12 protein-coding genes and 1 pseudogene are annotated in these 17,714 nt (G+C 35.9%); 4 read left to right on the forward strand and 9 right to left on the reverse strand.

From position 1 onward, the window contains the following. Nucleotides 1-85: 85 nt before the first annotated feature. The 6 genes and pseudogenes from CLOCL_RS14730 to CLOCL_RS14755 all read right to left on the reverse strand — a co-directional run bounded on the left by CLOCL_RS14730 (nucleotide 86) and on the right by CLOCL_RS14755 (nucleotide 8,938). Nucleotides 86-1,330 (reverse strand): adenosylhomocysteinase, encoded by a 1,245-nt coding sequence (locus tag CLOCL_RS14730; RefSeq protein ID WP_014256092.1) that lies wholly within the window; start codon nucleotides 1,328-1,330, stop codon nucleotides 86-88. Between the two features lie 44 nt (nucleotides 1,331-1,374). After that, complete coding sequence (locus CLOCL_RS14735; RefSeq protein ID WP_014256093.1) at nucleotides 1,375-2,199, reverse strand: purine-nucleoside phosphorylase; 825 nt, start codon at nucleotides 2,197-2,199, stop codon at nucleotides 1,375-1,377. 379 nt (nucleotides 2,200-2,578) lie between these two features. Then, nucleotides 2,579-4,200, reverse strand: a pseudogene (locus CLOCL_RS14740) (IS1182 family transposase). A 129-nt stretch (nucleotides 4,201-4,329) separates the two neighbouring features. Beyond that, nucleotides 4,330-5,718, reverse strand: a complete 1,389-nt coding sequence (locus tag CLOCL_RS14745) for a SpoVR family protein (protein WP_014256095.1) — start codon at nucleotides 5,716-5,718, stop codon at nucleotides 4,330-4,332. 40 nt (nucleotides 5,719-5,758) lie between these two features. After that, the gene (gene yhbH / locus CLOCL_RS14750) at nucleotides 5,759-6,967 is read right to left on the reverse strand and encodes a sporulation protein YhbH (protein WP_014256096.1); all 1,209 of its coding nucleotides are present in this window, start codon (nucleotides 6,965-6,967) and stop codon (nucleotides 5,759-5,761) included. A 42-nt stretch (nucleotides 6,968-7,009) separates the two neighbouring features. After that, nucleotides 7,010-8,938 (reverse strand): PrkA family serine protein kinase, encoded by a 1,929-nt coding sequence (locus CLOCL_RS14755; RefSeq protein ID WP_014256097.1) that lies wholly within the window; start codon nucleotides 8,936-8,938, stop codon nucleotides 7,010-7,012. 782 nt (nucleotides 8,939-9,720) lie between these two features. On the opposite strand from CLOCL_RS14755, the gene CLOCL_RS14760 reads away from it, so the two are divergent. Both CLOCL_RS14760 and CLOCL_RS14765 read left to right on the forward strand, forming a co-directional pair. Next, on the forward strand, nucleotides 9,721-11,484 hold the full coding sequence (locus CLOCL_RS14760) for a hypothetical protein (protein ID WP_014256098.1): 1,764 nt from the start codon (nucleotides 9,721-9,723) through the stop codon (nucleotides 11,482-11,484). 92 nt (nucleotides 11,485-11,576) lie between these two features. Then, nucleotides 11,577-12,272 carry a hypothetical protein gene (locus CLOCL_RS14765; protein WP_014256099.1) on the forward strand — a complete coding sequence of 232 codons (696 nt, stop codon included), beginning with the start codon at nucleotides 11,577-11,579 and terminating at the stop codon, nucleotides 12,270-12,272. 113 nt (nucleotides 12,273-12,385) lie between these two features. Here the strand turns inward: CLOCL_RS14765 and CLOCL_RS14770 are convergent, their stop codons facing one another. The 3 genes from CLOCL_RS14770 to CLOCL_RS14780 all read right to left on the reverse strand — a co-directional run bounded on the left by CLOCL_RS14770 (nucleotide 12,386) and on the right by CLOCL_RS14780 (nucleotide 14,550). After that, on the reverse strand, nucleotides 12,386-13,414 hold the full coding sequence (locus CLOCL_RS14770; RefSeq protein ID WP_014256100.1) for a hypothetical protein: 1,029 nt from the start codon (nucleotides 13,412-13,414) through the stop codon (nucleotides 12,386-12,388). Nucleotides 13,415-13,808: 394 nt separating this feature from the next. Further along, a complete protein-coding gene (locus tag CLOCL_RS14775) occupies nucleotides 13,809-14,183 on the reverse strand; it encodes a sulfite exporter TauE/SafE family protein (RefSeq protein WP_014256101.1) in 375 nt (124 codons plus the stop codon). Between the two features lie 13 nt (nucleotides 14,184-14,196). Continuing rightward, entirely contained in the window at nucleotides 14,197-14,550 is a 354-nt protein-coding gene (locus CLOCL_RS14780) for a sulfite exporter TauE/SafE family protein (RefSeq protein WP_014256102.1), read from the reverse strand. 325 nt (nucleotides 14,551-14,875) lie between these two features. Here CLOCL_RS14780 and clpS point away from each other — a divergent pair, with 325 nt between their 5' ends. Continuing rightward, entirely contained in the window at nucleotides 14,876-15,175 is a 300-nt protein-coding gene (gene clpS / locus CLOCL_RS14785; RefSeq protein WP_014256103.1) for an ATP-dependent Clp protease adapter ClpS, read from the forward strand. A gap of 267 nt (nucleotides 15,176-15,442) precedes the next feature. Next, nucleotides 15,443-17,707 carry an ATP-dependent Clp protease ATP-binding subunit ClpA gene (gene clpA / locus CLOCL_RS14795; protein ID WP_014256104.1) on the forward strand — a complete coding sequence of 755 codons (2,265 nt, stop codon included), beginning with the start codon at nucleotides 15,443-15,445 and terminating at the stop codon, nucleotides 17,705-17,707. Nucleotides 17,708-17,714: the final 7 nt, after the last annotated feature.

A 17,714-nucleotide genomic window follows, 5' to 3' on the forward strand; every position in this document is an offset into this window, starting at 1 on the left:
CTCTTCTTAAAGTATTTTTAAACAATCCGATAATTGCCCATTCCAAAAATCAAAATTTTAGAATGGGCAAACCAAAAATATAATCTTAATTCCAGCTATTTAAATACTTTTTCTGTTCCTCTGTCAGCTCATCAATTTGTACGCCCCAGGATTTAAGCTTCATATTTGCCACTCTTCTGTCAATCTCCTCAGGAACATCGATAACCTTGTTTCCAAGTTTACTGTAGTTTTTCACCATGTACTCTGCCGACAAGGTTTGAAGGGCAAAACTCATATCCATTATTTCAGCCGGATGACCGTCTCCTGCTGCAAGATTTACCAATCTTCCCTCTGCCAGAACATTGATCCATCTTCCGTCTTTCATCTTGTAGCCCATAATATTCTTCCTCTGTTCCTTCTTTTCCACAGCCATGGCTTCAAGTTCAGGCAGGCAGATTTCCACATCAAAATGTCCGGCATTACACAAAATGGCACCGTCTTTCATAACTTTATAATGGTCACTGTGAATTACCCTGTTGCATCCTGTAACGGTAATGAATATATCGCCGTATTTTGCCGCTTCATTCATAGGCATAACCTTAAATCCGTCCATTATTGCTTCAGCGGCTTTTATCGCATCAACTTCACAAACGATAACACTGGCACCCAAACCTTTTGCTCTCATTGCAATACCTTTTCCGCACCATCCGTAACCTATAACTACCACGTCTTTACCTGCCACAATGAGGTTTGTGGTTCTGTTTATTCCGTCCCAAACCGACTGGCCGGTACCGTACCGGTTGTCAAAAAGATACTTGCAGTAAGCATTGTTTACAGCTATCATAGGAAACTTTAAAGCCCCATCCCTTTCCATGGCCTTTAGCCTTATAATACCGGTGGTTGTCTCTTCACAGCCACCCATAACATGAGGAATCAACTCAGTTTTGGATGTATGTAAGAGGTGAACCAAGTCTCCTCCGTCATCGATTATAATATTGGGCTTGTATCCAAGAGCCTGAGTTATGTGCTGCTGATACTCTTCTTTAGTAGCACCATACCACGCATATACATTAAGTCCGTCCTTTACCAGAGCTGCAGCAACATCATCCTGGGTGGAAAGGGGATTGCTTCCGGTCACGGAAACTTCTGCCCCGCCCGCTGCAAAAACTTTTGCCATATATGCTGTTTTTGCTTCAAGGTGTACCGATATGGAAACTCTCACTCCGGAAAAGGGCTTGGTTTGTGAAAACTCTTCCTCAAGACTCCTTAAAATAGGCATATTTTTTCTTACCCATTCGATTTTTTGCTTTCCCGATTCAGCCAAATTAATATCACGTATTGAACTACTCATCTGTCAGATACCTCCAAATCTTAATTAATGATAAACATCTGTTTTTATATCGGCCATATTTCTATAACTTTTTTCACCACACTGGTAAAATTCTTTTCAGCCTGCTTTGCGGTTTGCATAACTTCTTCATGGTTCAGCGGCTGATCTAATATACCGGCTGCCATGTTAGTAATGCAAGATATTCCCATAACCTTCATCCCTGCATGCCTTGCAGTTATTACTTCCGGTACGGTGGACATTCCTACCGCATCGGCACCTAATATGCTTAAAGCCTTTATTTCGGAAGGCGTTTCATACATTGGTCCTTTAGTGAAAGCATAGACACCTTCCTGCATTTTTATACCCACTTCCTCGGAAGCTTTTTTAAGCAATTCCCTCAAGTCTTTGCTGTAAGCCTCACTCATATCCGGAAACCTGACTCCGAATTCGTCAAAGTTTTTACCTCTTAGAGGCGAAGGTGCAAAAAAGCTTATGTGGTCCCTTATTATCATTAAATCCCCCGGCTTAAAGGATTTATTAATTCCGCCAGCCGCATTTGTGACAAGAAGCTGGTCAATGCCAAGGAGTTTAAAAATTCTTATGGGTATAACCACTTGTGATACATCATAGCCTTCATAATAATGGAAACGGCCTTTCATAGCAATTATGCTTTTCCCTGATATTTCTCCGCACACAAGCTTTCCGGCATGTCCTTCCACTGTTGACACCGGAAACCCGGGTATATCCTTATAATCTATTTCAATGCTGTTAGTTATATCATCCACAAGAGGACCTAACCCCGAACCTAAAACAATTGCAATTTTCGGTTGACAATTTAATTTACTTTCAATATATCGGGCAGTTTTTTTCAAATCTTCATAATTGTACATAGAATTCCTCCTGACATTATTAATATACTTTATTTTTTTAAATCTATAAGCACACTTGAAAATACTTTATTTCATTATCTCATAGTATAAGTTCCATCAATTATTTTTTTAATTATTAAATTAAAAATATAATGTTTTACATAGATTGTCTGATATTTTTATTAAATATACCATAAAAAACTGCTGAAGAAAACAAAATAAACGCAAAAAAGGGGCTGTTGCATTACAGACTAATAATCGTAATGCAATAGCCCCTTTTTATTTAAAATTAATATATTTTATCCTTAAAACGTTGTCTTTTATTTGTTGATCCTGAAAAAAGGGTATACTAAATAAACGACACACACTTCGCTAATTATACAATAAATATTTTTTATGTTTATGCTGTCTTTATTGGATGTAAATACGTGGCACATCGTTGTGATTGAATTTTGTTATGCAGTTTGTTTACATTATGTGCTAAAGCAAGAAGAATGCATTCTGCTAAGATGTTCTTTTTGCCTCTACACAAGAAACGTCTGAATCCCATATCTTGTTTTATTTCTCCAATAACCCCTTCGACCTGAATACTCCGATTTATTCTGAGTTCGATTCCTTCTTCACTGAGGATTCTTTCTAAGGCTTCCTCACGTTTTTGCTGGAATAATTTAGATACCTCAAGACGTTTAGTCCGTTCTTCCAGCGGTTTTTTGCTGTTTCCCTTAATGCATTTTGATTTGAAAGTACATTCACTACAATCTTCACATGTGTAGCAGGTTTTCTTACTTATATATCCTGTTTTGCTTTTACTGAACTTTATTCCTGTTACTACAAGCCTTTTTCCGTTACTACATATGTAAATATCCTTTTCTTTGTCATATATCATATTTTCCTTTATGCTAATATCTGCTTTATACTTACGTGTCCTACTAACTTCATAATTGGATGGTTTAATAAACGCACGTTGGTTGTTTTCATCAAGATAAACGTAATTTTCCTCACTTTCATACCCTGAATCAGCAACTATATTTTTGTAAGTATACCTCAAATGACTTTTGATACTGTTTAAGAATGGTATTAGAGTGGTTGTATCTGTAGGCTGAGGACCAGCACTTATCCATACTATGTATTCAGCATCTACTCCAAACTGAATATTGTAACCAGGTTTTAATTGCCCATTCTTCATAGCATCTTCTTTCATTCTCATGAAGGTTGCATCAGGGTCTGTTTTTGAAAAACTATTTCTCTCTCCCATGGTATGTAAATGCTTATTATATTTCTTAAGTCTTGATATGTATTCATCCAGCTGTTCCAATGTTTTTTGGAGAGGAGATTTTCTTTTTCCTATTCCATAGACAAATTCGATATCTTCATCCTTTTTTATTTTGCATAGTTTACGCCTAAGCTTTTTTAGATGATACATTTTGATTTTATCTCCATATACAATTTTAAATCCGTAATCTTCTTCTGCTTTCTTAAAAAATGCAGGAATCTTATCCATAAGTTTTCGCTGATTTTTAGTAACAGAACCTTTCCAGACAAAAGTATATTTGTTTGAAGAAGCTTCAATTTTTGTCCCATCAACAAAAAGATTCTTCATTGAAAGTTCTCCACATTCAGCAAGTATTTCAGTAAATTGTGCCATAAGATTTTCTGAAACAGGTGCAAAATGAAGGCTCCGAAATCTCGCTATTGTTGTATAATCTGGAGCAGGAGACCCTTCAAGAAGGTACATAAAGTTGATATCTCTCTTACAAGCACTTTCAATTTTTCGAGTAGTATAACAATTATTCATATATCCGTAGAGCATGACCTTCAGCATCTGTGTTGGGGTTGCTTGTTTTTTCCTTATACGGGAATAGGTCTTATATAATTCTGTTAAATCCATCTCCTCCACTATCTGACCCAGCAACCTGACAGAATCATCATTAGGTATCATGTACTCAATATTTAACGGAATTTTAATTGATAGAAATCACCGCGAATGGTATAATCTTTATGTGTTAAATTATTTAGTGGCATAAATACATTTTACACCAAATTCCGGACTTTTCGAAGTCCGGAATTTGCTTTTTAGACACAAAAGGACTGTTACACTAATTTTCTTAGTGCAACAGCCCCTTTTCCATAACCTTTGTATAAATTTACTGTTTAAGCGTCGCCCAAAGTAATTTTCTTGTTCTCATCACAGGATATTACTTTCTTTTTATTGTCAATTTTTGTTACCAGCATTACTTTTGCATTCCATAAGTCAACTATATGCTTTAATGTCTCATAGGCATAGCTTATATCTAATTCCCTGCCATCAAAGTCATGTTCCAGAATAAGCATGTTGTCGGTCTGTACCCATTCCAAAACCTTTATTACCGGAATACCGGACATACCAACATTGTTTGCTATTGTATCACGAACTGCCTTCCAGCCCTCTTCGTCAGAAACATTTGTTATTACATAATTGCTTCCCAGTTTTACATATTCAAAAAGATTCATCTCTTCACACAGTTCCTGAGTCAGATACCTTCTGATAAACGACTGGTCCCTTTCAACTTCCCGGATTTCAAATATCTTCTTCAAATCTCCGTTGTTTTTATTCTTAATATCTTCAAAAATTTTAAAGCCAATATAATAAGGATTTAACTGGCCAAGAAGAGGCCTTATAACCTGGTTATGGCGTTTTAAGAACTCAATATGCAGTCCCTGGGGAAGATTTAATTCGTTTAGTATTGTATAATGCCAGAAACTTGCCCAACCTTCATTCATTATTTTGGTCTCAATCTGCGGTATAAAGTACAGGGTCTCTTCTCTGACAATATTTAAAATATCTTTCTCCCAATCTGCCAGTTTTCCATAGTTCATTATAAACCAAAGCATATCCTCTTCAGGCTCAAAAGGAATTCTTCTAAAATCAGGAAGAGGTTCCTCCTCTTTTCTCTTAGGTTCCAGCAAACTATATTCGCTCTTTGGCTTTGCCAGTTTCCTCAAAACCTCTTTCTTTTTCTCTTCATCAGATATTCTCTTCTCTCCAATTGTCCTCGATACCTGGTACTTAATGGCATGGGCGGCATTTAAAATTTTCTCGACTTTTTCATAGCCGATACCCGGGTCCTGAATATATTCCCTTATCCTGTCGGCATGATTCTTAAACATTTCCACGGTGTTTTCCGCCCGTGTACCCAGTTTAAACAGCCTGTTATTCTTAAAAAAATCATTGTGTCCGTAAACATGCGCTATTGTCAGTATCTGCAAAAGCAGTGTGTTATCTTTCATCAGGTAAGCAAGACAAGGATTAGAGTTTATAACCATTTCATAAGGCAATCCTGTCAAATTATATCTATGCAGTGTTTTAGTTCTCTCATAACGCTTTCCGAAACTCCAATGAGGGTAATGGGACGGCATTCCCACATAAGTTTCATAACCAATCATATCTTCATAACTGCAAATCTCAAATTCCTGCTCATAATAATCAAGGCCAAGTTTTTTAGCGACTTCTTCGATTTTATCATTCCATTCCTGTAATTCCCTCATGCTGTAATCAGCCATAATATCACCTCCCGGAGCCGGTTAGTTCCCAAAAACGGCCTTATTCTCCTTCTTTATCAAGAAGTTTTTTCAGACCGGGCAAGATGTCTTCCTTTTTTGTCATTGTAATAACAGCAAAATTCTTGTTATTTATATTCTTCTGGAATTCGCTTTTTATTGTGCTGGATGAAGAGTAATAGCCCGGAACAATTTCACCGTATCCGAATAAATTACATACTTCACACAGCTTCTGAGCGTATTCCACTGCTTTTTTATTATCCTCGGACCAATTATCCCCATCACTGCAGTGAAAAGCGTAAATATTCCAGCTTGCAGGGTTATATCTTTGTTCAATTATTTCGAGGGCCTTTTCATAACCGCTGCTGATATAGGTTCCGCCCGATTCACCCTTGTGAAAGAATTCATCTTCATTCACTTCCTTTGCGGAAGTGGTATGGGCAATAAACGCAACTTCAACATTGGAATACTTAAGTCTTACAAACTGGTAGAGAAGGAAATAAAAACTTCTCGCCAGATATTTCTTGGTCTGGTCCATTGACCCGGAAACGTCCATAATGCAAATAACCACTGCATTGAAGTCCTTTTTGTGGTCCTCCCGGACTCTTCTGTACCTCAAATCATCTTCCATAAAAGGAAATCTCTTTCTTTCCTGTTCGATATCACCGGTTACAATATTTTCATCCGGTTCATCTTCGACGCCTATTTCCTTTTGAGTACGCAAAAATGCCTGCTTTCTCTTTATCTTTTCTATGACCGAGCGTCTCTTTGCCAGCCTCGGAGGTATACCCTTCCGTTGATAACCCAAGTTTTTAAAACTTTTTACCGATTCTATCTCAGCCATTTTCTTTCTGTCAATGTCCGGAAGGTTCAGGTCTTCAAAAAGATAATTAATCAATTCTTCAATGGTTACCTCAGTCTCGTAAATGTCTTCTCCTTCCTGATTTCCGGCCTGCCCTTCACCATTGCCGTTTTTTCCTGTTTTATCCTGACCTATTCTGTCTCCCCTTTTTTCGCTGCCATCTCCTGAACCGGCAAAAGTACCATTATTTCCATAGATAAACTGATATTCCTTAATTCCTTTAATTGGTATCTTTATCTTCTTATCTTTGCTCTGGCCAATAATACTCTCTTCAGCGATTATATTTCCAATATTCTTTTTTATAGCTTCCTCAACCAATTCCCTATGCCGCCGTCTGTCTTCGGCCGACCGGTCCTTTCCGTTATTGACAAACTCTCTGAAAATAGCCATTCAAATCACCCCTTTAGTATATGCCGGATTCAAGAAAGGGGTTTAGTCCTTCCAAAGGTTATTTGCAGCATATTTTAAAATTACATTGCAGCAGTGATCGCAATATCCGTTTTTCTTCATTTCTTCAACCATGGCATCATATTTTTCACTCTGTTCCTTATCTCTAACCTTTGCCTGAGTAATAACTCTGCTAAGTTCCCTTACCGATGCAGTCAACTTTTTCTCAATAGCTTCTTTTAAAGGTTCATAGCTATTATAATCAAGCTTTCCGCCGCTTCTTAATACATAGAACATATAGGCTGTAACATCTGCTCTGAATCCCTTGGCTGCAGTATCGGTAATTCCTATTTGCTCTTCTATGGATCTTAAGAACTTTTCATCAGGCTCAAGCTCTTCTCCGGTATTTTTATCTTTTATCTTGGTCTTGTTGACATAGGCTTCCGCATGGTCAAGGTAATTGTTAAACAAACTCTCAGCCTGTTCTCTGTATCCATGAATGAAAGCTTTGGTTATTTCCTTTTCAAGTATTTTGTTATACTCTTTCCTGATGCTGTCCTGTATAAATCTCAAATACTTTTCTCTCTCATCTTCACTTATTGCCAGTTCCTTAACTGCTTTAACCAATGTCTCCATTACCGATATAGGATTGATGCAGTTGTGTTCCGACTCGGAAAGGGCAGTGTCCAAAGCCTTCATGATAAATCTTGTTGAAATTCCAGTCATTCCTTCCCTTGGAGCTTCTTCCTTCAATTCAAAAATATCTATTTTTCTTGTCATGCCCTTTTCTACAATTTCTTCACCGTTATATATCTTGAGCTTGGTCATCGGATCTACTTTGTTTGACGGTGCTAATCTTGTAAGAATTGCAAACATTGATGCAATTTCAATGGTATGGGGTGCTATATGAGCACTAAACTTACTCTTTTTCAGTATTTTTTCATATATCTTGATTTCCTCATTAAGTTCTAAGCAATAAGGAACTTCAATTTTTACAATTCTATCCAAAATAGCTTCGTTGGTATGATCCGATTTGAATTTGTTCCATTCGGCTTCATTGGAATGGGCAAGAATTATACCGTCAAAATATATCATCGACCCTTTTCCCGGTGACGGAATAGATTTTTCCTGTGTAGCGGTAATCATGGTATGAAGATATTCGGTTTCATTCTTAAACACTTCTATAAATTCCACAATTCCTCTATTGCCGACATTAAAGGCTCCGTTTAGTGACAATACTCTGGGGTCGTCTTCAGCATACATATCTATTTTAGATATATCAACGCTTCCAATAAGCACCGATGTATCCTGATTATTGGGGTCCACTGGAGGAACAACACCTATTCCCTTTCTGGATCTTATTGAAAAATTAACCGTCTCAACGGGGAATTTTTCATATTCACCATTAAACTCATTTTTCAGTCTGTAGCGGCATATCGGGCACAAATCTCCTTCTATTCTTACATTCAGTATCTCTTCAAACTCTTTTCTTAAATGCTTCGGTACCAGGTGCAAAGGTTCTTCCCTCATTGGACAGCCTTTCAAAGCATATATGGGATCACTCTTTTCCAATGCCTTTTTCAAAGCTTCCATCAAGGAAGATTTTCCTGCCCCAACGGGACCTACAAGATACAGAACCTGCCTTGATTCTTCCCCTGCCATCGCCGCAGAATGGAAATACCTTACTATCTTCATTATAGTTTTATCTATTCCAAAAAAATCGTCAGCAAAGAATTTATACTTTTTTATGGTGTCATTGCCATATATTCTTCGCAATCTGGGATTTTCATCGGTTTTTATTACCTCTACGCCCGGCTCGGTAATCACTTTATACATTCTCTGGTGGGCCAGCATTGGAATCTCAGGATTCTCTTTTACTATTTCAAGGTAATCGAGAAAGGTTCCCTCAAAGTGCTTAGCCTTGCGCTCTTCCCTATCTTTTCGGATTATACTTGAGAAATCAAGTCTTTCCATAATTATGCCCCCTTTTTTTACACAGGATTTGGATAAATACAATCAATTCTCCCAACAGTAAATATCGGACAATTTCACTATGATTTAATTTATTTGCCAAAAATTTTCTGTCATTTTAAAAAATTATTTTGCTTTGGTTTATAAATAATTGATCTTTTTATAAAATTGTCCAATAAACTTTATAATTTTTATATTCCCTAAAAACAAAGCTTTAATCATAATTCTAAGCTTTTATCAATAAAAAGCCCTACTTGAAAATGCAATTTACTTGATATATTATTATGTTACACATAAGTATTTAATTTAGTGATTGACTTAGTTTTATCCCATTGTATTTATTCGTCTACATTTCATATTATTACCAATATTAATATAAAATACTACTTTATATCAACTTTTAGAATCATTATATTTTTAGCTGGTTATCCTTTCATTAGACAGTACGCATTTTCAACTTTTTAAGGTACGAGAAAAAGCATTGCACAAAAAACTTAGAAATATAATAATTATTGATACAAGCTTCATTGCTTTAGAAGGAAAAATCCACTTTTATATCAAATAGAAACAATAGGATTTTTCCTGACTTCGATTTTAGAAACATACATTTCAAAGGTATATTTTTTACAGAATTGCTATTTTAATTATAACATACATATATTCAAATATCTACAATTTTTATCTGCCACATTTTACTTAAGTGAGTATGCCGAATTTAGTGGTATAATATAAGAGCTATAAAATAATTTATTAGTAACCTTTTAATAAACAGCAGGGAGGATAAAATGAAAGTTTTTACAAAAGTTCTCAAACACATTTTATTTTCTATAACAATAGTTTTAACCGGATTTCTTCTATTTACTTTTGTTTTATCTTTCAATGTAAACAACACCCTTATGAGTTCGAAATACCACGAAACATTGCTTGCTAAAAACAATGTTTACAGCTATGTTAATGACCTGATAAGTGCCTCAATAAATGAGTTTTTTAAAAATTTGGACACTGAGGAAGCAAATACCCAGAATGCAGAATTACTTAAAATTCTTAAAAATACAACTTCTCCTGAAATGGTTAACATGAATATAAACTCCATTACCGAACAAATTTTTCAATATTTCCGAGGAGAAAGAAAAAATCTTCCTGACCTTTACATTGATATAAATATGCCATCCGGCCAAAATGAATATGACCAAGCACATGTCAATGCAAGAAATCCTGATATATCCGAACAAATAAAAAAAATAAACCTGCAATCTATTTTACTTACTTTAAACAGGACCGATATATTGGAACAGCTTAAACTTATCAAATTCGTTTACTTTGTAGCTTCACATATTACAGAGCTGTCAATATTTTTTTCAGTTCTAATGTTATTAATCATTTCAATAATATATAAAAAGACCGATGCAATTGTCAAATGGCTGCTTTTAGCGCTACTGGCCTGCGGATTTTTCAACCTGGCTTTTTCGGTTGTACTGTTTATATTCTTAAATAAGTTATTACCCAATAGCATATATTTTCTCACAATAGCAATGCCTCTTAACTCAGAATTGATTTTATCCTACATCAGAGACTTGTTATCTCCATTGTCGCTGTTTTGCTTTACTTTAGGTATTGTATTTTCTATTTTTTCCATAATGTTTTATTTCCACAAAGCAAAACTGATGGGGATATTAAAGGCTATTAAAGTTCTTGTCTCAAAACTTCCAGTAAAATCAAAGAAAATGTTAAAATACGGAGTTACAGTATTGGTTCTTGTGTTTATAGTATTCGGAATGGGCTATAATCTCTATGCCTTTAAAAGCGGCTACGACTCCAACAATTTTTCGAGCGTTGTATCAAAGCTCACTAATGCCAATACCGTTACACAAGTTATATCGGCAAAAGATGAAACTATTTATACCCTGCAAGTAAAACTCAAAGATTCTGTAACCGATGAACCGGTACCCAATATAAAAGTATCGGTATCCGGCCACTCCAAAACACCCCAAAAATATTACAACCTTTCAGAAATTACAGATGAAGAAGGAGTTGCTAAATTTATACTTGGTAAAGGCAAATTCCATCTTAGTTTTACATCTCCTGTATCGGACATCAATTATAGTCTGCCTGCTCCCTTCTTCTATGAAATAAAATCAGCGGGAATCACAATTTTAACGGTTAACTTGGAAAAAATCAAACCGGCTGACGGAATTGCAGAGATTGAAGTATTGAATGAAGAAAATAACCCTGTAAAAAATTTAGAATTATACTTAAACGAGGAATTAGAAATTGAGCCGGAACAAGACCAGAAACAGGATGATGATTCTTCTGCTTTTACAGACACCGAGACTTTGAAGTGCTATTCAGTAACAAACAGCAAAGGCATTGCAGTATTTAAGCTGCCGCAAGGCAAGTATAATGTAGGATTCTCCAAATCAAAGTTTCCGGAAGAGTATATAATTCCTGAAAATTTTGAAATAAATATTTATTCTGATTACGTTACCCGATATACAATAAGGATTGAAAATAAAACCGAGGAATCCGATCCTGAATCTGCAGAAGATTAAGTCTGTTTGTGTAACAGTTCCATCCTCCTTTGAATATAGTATATAAAGTGAGTTAATTATGTAAATAATGTGACAAAAGGAGGATTCACATAATGCTGCCTTATTATAGTTTTCCCTTTGTGGTGCAAAACACAGGCAATTTTAACCAGCCTGCAACATATAATCCTTATATGCCTCCGGTAGTTAATCCTGTTTCACCTTACCAAAATTCCAATTTTATGCCTTATGCACCACAGACTATGCCTCAATACAACATTGGTCCAATGGTCGAAAACCTTGAAACTGAAAACACCAATGACATAAATTATCCAAACGTCCAGGACCGTCAGCCGGATCCAATTTTGAGCGACAATCCGGCAAGCCCCAGTATCACATTGTTCAAAGAACTTAGCGGTTACCCCAATTATGGCAATCCCAGCGGCAATGCAGACATCCTGTACACTGGAAACAGAGGTACCTGGACTTTTCAGATTCCTACATTTCTTTTGGTAACCGGAAATTTAAGAGCTCAAATAGTAATTCGGGGAGTATTGGACGACCATCAAAATGTTCCGGTTAGTAATTACTCTGCAAGGATAACCGTAAACGGAACAGTGGTTCACAACGGAAGGCTTCAGCTTGAACATGGCCGTCCTGTTGGCCAAAGATTTACCAACTGGAGAAGTTTGACTTTTAATGTTCCCAGTTTGAGAAGGAGCAACAGAGTTGTTATTGAAAATACCTCAAGAACAGGACCTGACGACTGGATAGCTTTTGACTGGATGGAATTGAGACTTGTTCCCAGATAAAGGATTAATTTAAACATTACAGTTGTGTCTTAGCTAAAATTTGCTATAAAACTATACATTATTCCAAAATAAAAACTCCGGCCAATACCGGAGTTCTATTTTTAACACACCTTTTATATTTTACATCTTAACACACACACTCTTTTTGTGCCAATGTTCTGCCAATACTCAATATGCCCTTCGTCCTGGCGGAAATTCTCAAAAGAATAATTATTTGCTTTTACATACTCAACAATATCTTTAGAGAACAATACATCCCAACCTTCTTCTTTTACTGAAGGAAGCTTGCTGAATGTATATTCATCATATAATTCCCTGTATTCATTAAACAACAAAACTTTATATGTTCTGCTGGTATTCTTATATACTGCATATCCCTCTCTAACTCTTACAATGTCTTCTAACGGTATATTTCTTTGTTCAACAATAATTTCATGTAATTTCTTGTCAAGATAAAGCATTTTATGGCTATCCAAATATGTATGCAACGCCTTTTTATTGTTTATATTTTTAAAGTTCTTAAGAGATATTTTTAAGAAATCGGGTTTATCATTTTTAAACAGAACAAGTGTTGCTTCCTCTTTCCCCAGATACCAAATCTCATTTTCATTCATATATATAATTTCACCGGACAAATTCTTCTCGTTAAATATCGGGAATAGGAAAGGTTCGTTATCAAAAAACATTGAACGCTTGATTGAAACATCAGTACCTTCTTTAATGGTAACAGTAAAGGGTTCACCCCAGATATCGCGCTCAACAATAACTATTCTTCCTGAATCGGTACAATAAATATAGTATTTCTTGCTTGAAAAAGCCAAATCCTTTTTATCTATACTTAACAGTCGTTCAAGGTTTCTAATTTTTTCTTTTTTCAGTGAATTTATAAAACTGGCAGCTCTCCCGGAATTTTGCTGTATGCTATCCAATATATTTTCTTTTATATTTTTCGGTAAAGCTGCTACACTTTCTTTAACCTTTTCAGACTGAACGGACGAATCATCGGAAGCAGTAACTTTGACCTCCTCAGTTTGAGCTTTTACTTTGTTTTTAGTTCTTGCGTTCGATGAAATTAAAAAATCATCCGGAAGCAAATTAATATCTTTCATGGTCACTCTTAAAACGTCTTTTTTATTTTCCATGAAATCACCCCTTAAATTATAAAAAACAAAACAGCATATGTAGGTCCCTTTTCCAAATTCATATTATACTTATGTGGCATTACATAATAATTATAACTTATTTCATAATAAATGCCAACACTTTATAAATGAATTTACAAGACAAATAACCTGATATTTCCTTTTTACTTTCATTTTGGGCAAATCTGTTATAAGTCGGTACATAATGTTACAAGCAGTGAAAATTTAATCATAAAGGCTAGAAATTATCAATACTCATGCTGAGAATACCTTATAGACAACTGCTTAATTAATAGCACAAACCTACCACTATTATATTATTTCGCAAAAAAAATAAATTTTTAGCGGTTATTAAAAATTTTTTTATTTTAATAAACCATTTCCCAAAAAAATATTAGTTATTATTTCTGGCAGGCCTCTTCTCGTCTTTCCTTATCATTTCGTATATCCCAAGTATCAATAAAAATACTCCGAAATATTTTTTCAAAACCGAACCGGGCAATTTAATTGCAAACCGTGACCCTATAAAAGCCCCCAGCAAACCGAAAACAGCAATAGGAATTGCTGTCTTAAAATCAATTCTCCTGTTTTTTATATGTATTACTAACGCAACAACTGCTGTTGGAATAAAAAAAATGAGATTAACGCTCTGGGCAATGTGCTGGTCAGGCTTTGCAAATAAGACAAGGGCAGGAATCAAAATTGTTCCTCCGCCTATTCCCATTCCACTGACTATTCCGGATACAAGTCCTAAAAGAAAAAGTATCATAATTACTCCCCTATCACAATATCATTCTTATAGCTGCAGCTATCATAAATAACGAGAATATTTTTCTTAAAATATGGGATGGACATTTGGCAAGAAGTTTTGCACCTATATATCCTCCCACAATTCCACCCATAATTACTTTTACAGTCAATCCCCAATCTATAAAACTGTTGGATATGTAAAGTAATGCACTTACAACGGTCAATGGCAATATAACGGCGATTGCCGTGGCATGAGCTATATGATCTTCTTTTTTTAACAGTAAAACCATGGCCGGAACAGCTATTGTTCCCCCTCCTGAGCCAAAAAGTCCGTTTGCCAGGCCTGTCACCAGGCCAATTAGTATAAATTTAACATACTTACTCAAAAATTCCCCTCCAAAATTACCTTTGATACTTTAATTATTCCTTATGAGGCAATTATCATCTTTCTTATTTTGAATAAATTTCGCAATTATATTCATAAAATTTTTATATGCCGATATGTTGATTTCAATCCCATTTCTGTGGGCATAATTATCCATTGTCTATTGGTTGCACTATTTAAAAACAATTTGATATAATTTAAATACAAAATGAATACCTGTCTGTATTTAAGCTCAGGTTTATAATTCTACCCAGGCAATACCTGAGTTTGATATACAGATCAAAATATATGCGGATAAAAACAGGTTAGTTACGGGAGTAGTAGTTATGGCAGAGAAAGTAATTTACAAAGATGATATTTCAATAGAGTTAAAGAAACCTAAAATGTATAAAGTTATACTTCTTAACGATGACTATACAACAATGGATTTCGTTGTGGAAGTGCTTATGATTGTATTTCACAAAAGCGCTACTGACGCAACTCAAATAATGCTGGATGTGCACCAGAAGGGAAAGGGTGTTGTAGGTACATATACCTATGACATAGCAAGTACCAAAATAGCCCAGGTAGAGCAAATGGCATCAGAAAGAGGCTTTCCTCTTGCTGCGGTTATGGAACCGGAGTAATGGAAAGAGTAATATAGTGAGTTATTTAATAGCCATCTTAAAAATAACCTGTTTTACTTTCAGGTTACAATCCCATCAAATCGTTTTTTGGGAAATGGCATGTACGGATTTATTGCAACCTATTGAACAGAAGTACATAGGCGATTGGCAAAATTCAGTATCAGCAAGCGATATGCTCAAAATTAACAATCAAAAATATTATTTGATATTAAAATCGCCTAAACTGTTAAACCTATATAATATATTTTTAGAATTGGTGGGGTTTATATGAAATTGGATGATACAGCAAACAGGATTTTAATGGCCGCATACAATGAGGCTAAATATAACGGTCACGAATACTTTACACCCGAACATATTCTCTATGCTTCTCTTTTTTTTGATGAAGGTGCAGCCATTATAGAAAATTGCGGAGCTAATGTTGAAGTTATAAAAAAGGAATTGATCAATTTCTTTAATGATAATATGCCTTTGGTTGAAAATGCAGACCCTATAGAATCTGTAGGTGTAAACAATATAATGCAGAATACGGCTTATCACTGCATGTCTTCCGGGAGGGATACAATAAGAATTGGCGATATCATAGCCGCCCTATTTAATGAAAAAGAGTCTTTCGCAAGCTATATATTGCAAAAAAACGGAGTTAGAAGATTGGATGTACTAAGATATATATCCCATGGGTCTTCTTTGGTACCTAAATCCGGTATATCTTCCTTAAAACCGTTAAGGACCTCAGAGAATACCGACAGACAAGAGGACGAGCCTCAATCGGAACAAAGCGAGTTTTTAAGAAACTACACCATCGAACTGGTGGAAAAGGCCAGAAAAGGCAAAATTGACCCACTGATAGGAAGGGAAGATATCCTCGAACGTACAATACAAGTTTTATCGAGAAGGCTAAAGAACAACCCTATCCACGTAGGTGACCCCGGTGTGGGCAAAACAGCCATCACTGAGGGTCTTGCCCGGCTTATTGTAGAAAAAAAGGTTCCTAAATCTTTAATGAACAGTAAAATATATTATCTCGATATGGGCAGCCTTTTGGCAGGTACCAAATATCGCGGTGACTTTGAGGAGCGAATGAAAAAAGTCCTCAATGAAATACAGAGCCAGGAAAATGCCATTGTGTATATAGATGAAATTCACACCATTGTTGGAGCCGGCTCGGTATCGGATGGCTCAATGGATGCCTCAAATATCATCAAACCGTTTTTGACACAAGGAAATTTGCGCTTTATTGGCTCAACCACCTATGACGAATATAAGAAATATTTTGAAAAAGACAGGGCCCTGTCACGAAGGTTCCAGAAAATAGATGTTCCGGAGCCCAGCATAGAAGACACTTATAAAATCCTCAAAGGGCTAAAGGATAGGTATGAAGATTATCACAAAGTAAGGTATACCGATGAAGCTCTAAAACTTGCAGCGGAACTCTCAGCCAAATACATTCAGGACAGACACCTGCCCGACAAGGCTATTGATGTCATTGATGAAACTGCAGCTTACGTAAGGCTTCACTGCGAAGATGAAGATAAAATTATAACTATTAAAGAAAAGGATATTGAACGCACGGTATCAGCAATTGCAAAAATACCTCAAAAGTCTGTTTCAAGCAGTGAAATCCGACAGCTCAAAAACCTTGACAAAAAAATCAAAAAAGAAATATTCGGCCAGGACAAGGCAATAGATACAGTAGTAGACGCAATCAAAAGGTCCCGGGCAGGATTCAACGAACCCGAAAAACCTGTGGCCTCGTTACTTTTTGTTGGACCTACCGGTGTGGGCAAGACTGAATTGTGCAAACAACTGTCCTCAATGTTGGGAATTCCTCTGATCAGATTTGATATGAGCGAATATCAGGAAAAACATACTGTTGCAAGACTTATAGGTGCACCTCCGGGATATGTGGGATATGAGGAAGGCGGACTCTTAACCGATGCTATCAGAAAAACACCCTATTGTGTTTTACTGCTTGACGAAATTGAAAAAGCTCATTCTGACATATACAACGTACTGCTTCAAATTATGGATTATGCTACACTTACAGACAATACCGGCAAAAAAGCCGACTTCAGAAATGTCATTTTGATTATGACTTCCAACGCAGGTGCAAGAGAAGTGGGCAAGGCAATGATAGGTTTTGATAACAGGACGGTGGAAAGAAGTGCAATTATGAAGGAGGTTGAAAGAATATTCTCTCCTGAGTTTAGAAACAGGCTTGACGCTATAGCCGTATTCAACCATATAAATGAGGAAATGGCACTTCTCATAGCCAAAAAAGCTATGAAAAAGTTTGAAGAGAAATTGAAACCAAAAAATATCAAGTTATCGGTAACACCTGATTTTTACAAATGGCTTGCTCAAAAAGGTTTGTCATCAAACTACGGTGCTCGTGAAATACTTAGAATTGTACAAGACAAGGTCAAAACCTATTTTGTCGATGAGGTATTGTTCGGACAGCTTTCATCAGGCGGAACTGCTATCGTTGACGTTGTTAACGATGAAGTAAAGATAACCAAAAAATTAAGGTGAATTAGTA

It is taken from the genome of Acetivibrio clariflavus DSM 19732, assembly GCF_000237085.1.
In the GTDB taxonomy this organism is placed as follows: domain Bacteria; phylum Bacillota; class Clostridia; order Acetivibrionales; family Acetivibrionaceae; genus Acetivibrio; species Acetivibrio clariflavus.

Bases quoted from the DNA above. Each gene is read 5' to 3' on its own strand.
- CLOCL_RS14730 (WP_014256092.1), bottom strand. From the start codon at position 1,330: ATGAGTAGTTCAATACGTGATATTAATTTGGCTGAATCGGGAAAGCAA.
- CLOCL_RS14735 (WP_014256093.1), bottom strand. From the start codon at position 2,199: ATGTACAATTATGAAGATTTGAAAAAAACTGCCCGATATATTGAAAGT.
- CLOCL_RS14745 (WP_014256095.1), bottom strand. From the start codon at position 5,718: ATGGCTGATTACAGCATGAGGGAATTACAGGAATGGAATGATAAAATC.
- yhbH (WP_014256096.1), bottom strand. From the start codon at position 6,967: ATGGCTATTTTCAGAGAGTTTGTCAATAACGGAAAGGACCGGTCGGCC.
- CLOCL_RS14755 (WP_014256097.1), bottom strand. From the start codon at position 8,938: ATGGAAAGACTTGATTTCTCAAGTATAATCCGAAAAGATAGGGAAGAG.
- CLOCL_RS14760 (WP_014256098.1), top strand. From the start codon at position 9,721: ATGAAAGTTTTTACAAAAGTTCTCAAACACATTTTATTTTCTATAACA.
- CLOCL_RS14765 (WP_014256099.1), top strand. From the start codon at position 11,577: ATGCTGCCTTATTATAGTTTTCCCTTTGTGGTGCAAAACACAGGCAAT.
- CLOCL_RS14770 (WP_014256100.1), bottom strand. From the start codon at position 13,414: ATGGAAAATAAAAAAGACGTTTTAAGAGTGACCATGAAAGATATTAAT.
- CLOCL_RS14775 (WP_014256101.1), bottom strand. From the start codon at position 14,183: ATGATACTTTTTCTTTTAGGACTTGTATCCGGAATAGTCAGTGGAATG.
- clpS (WP_014256103.1), top strand. From the start codon at position 14,876: ATGGCAGAGAAAGTAATTTACAAAGATGATATTTCAATAGAGTTAAAG.
- clpA (WP_014256104.1), top strand. From the start codon at position 15,443: ATGAAATTGGATGATACAGCAAACAGGATTTTAATGGCCGCATACAAT.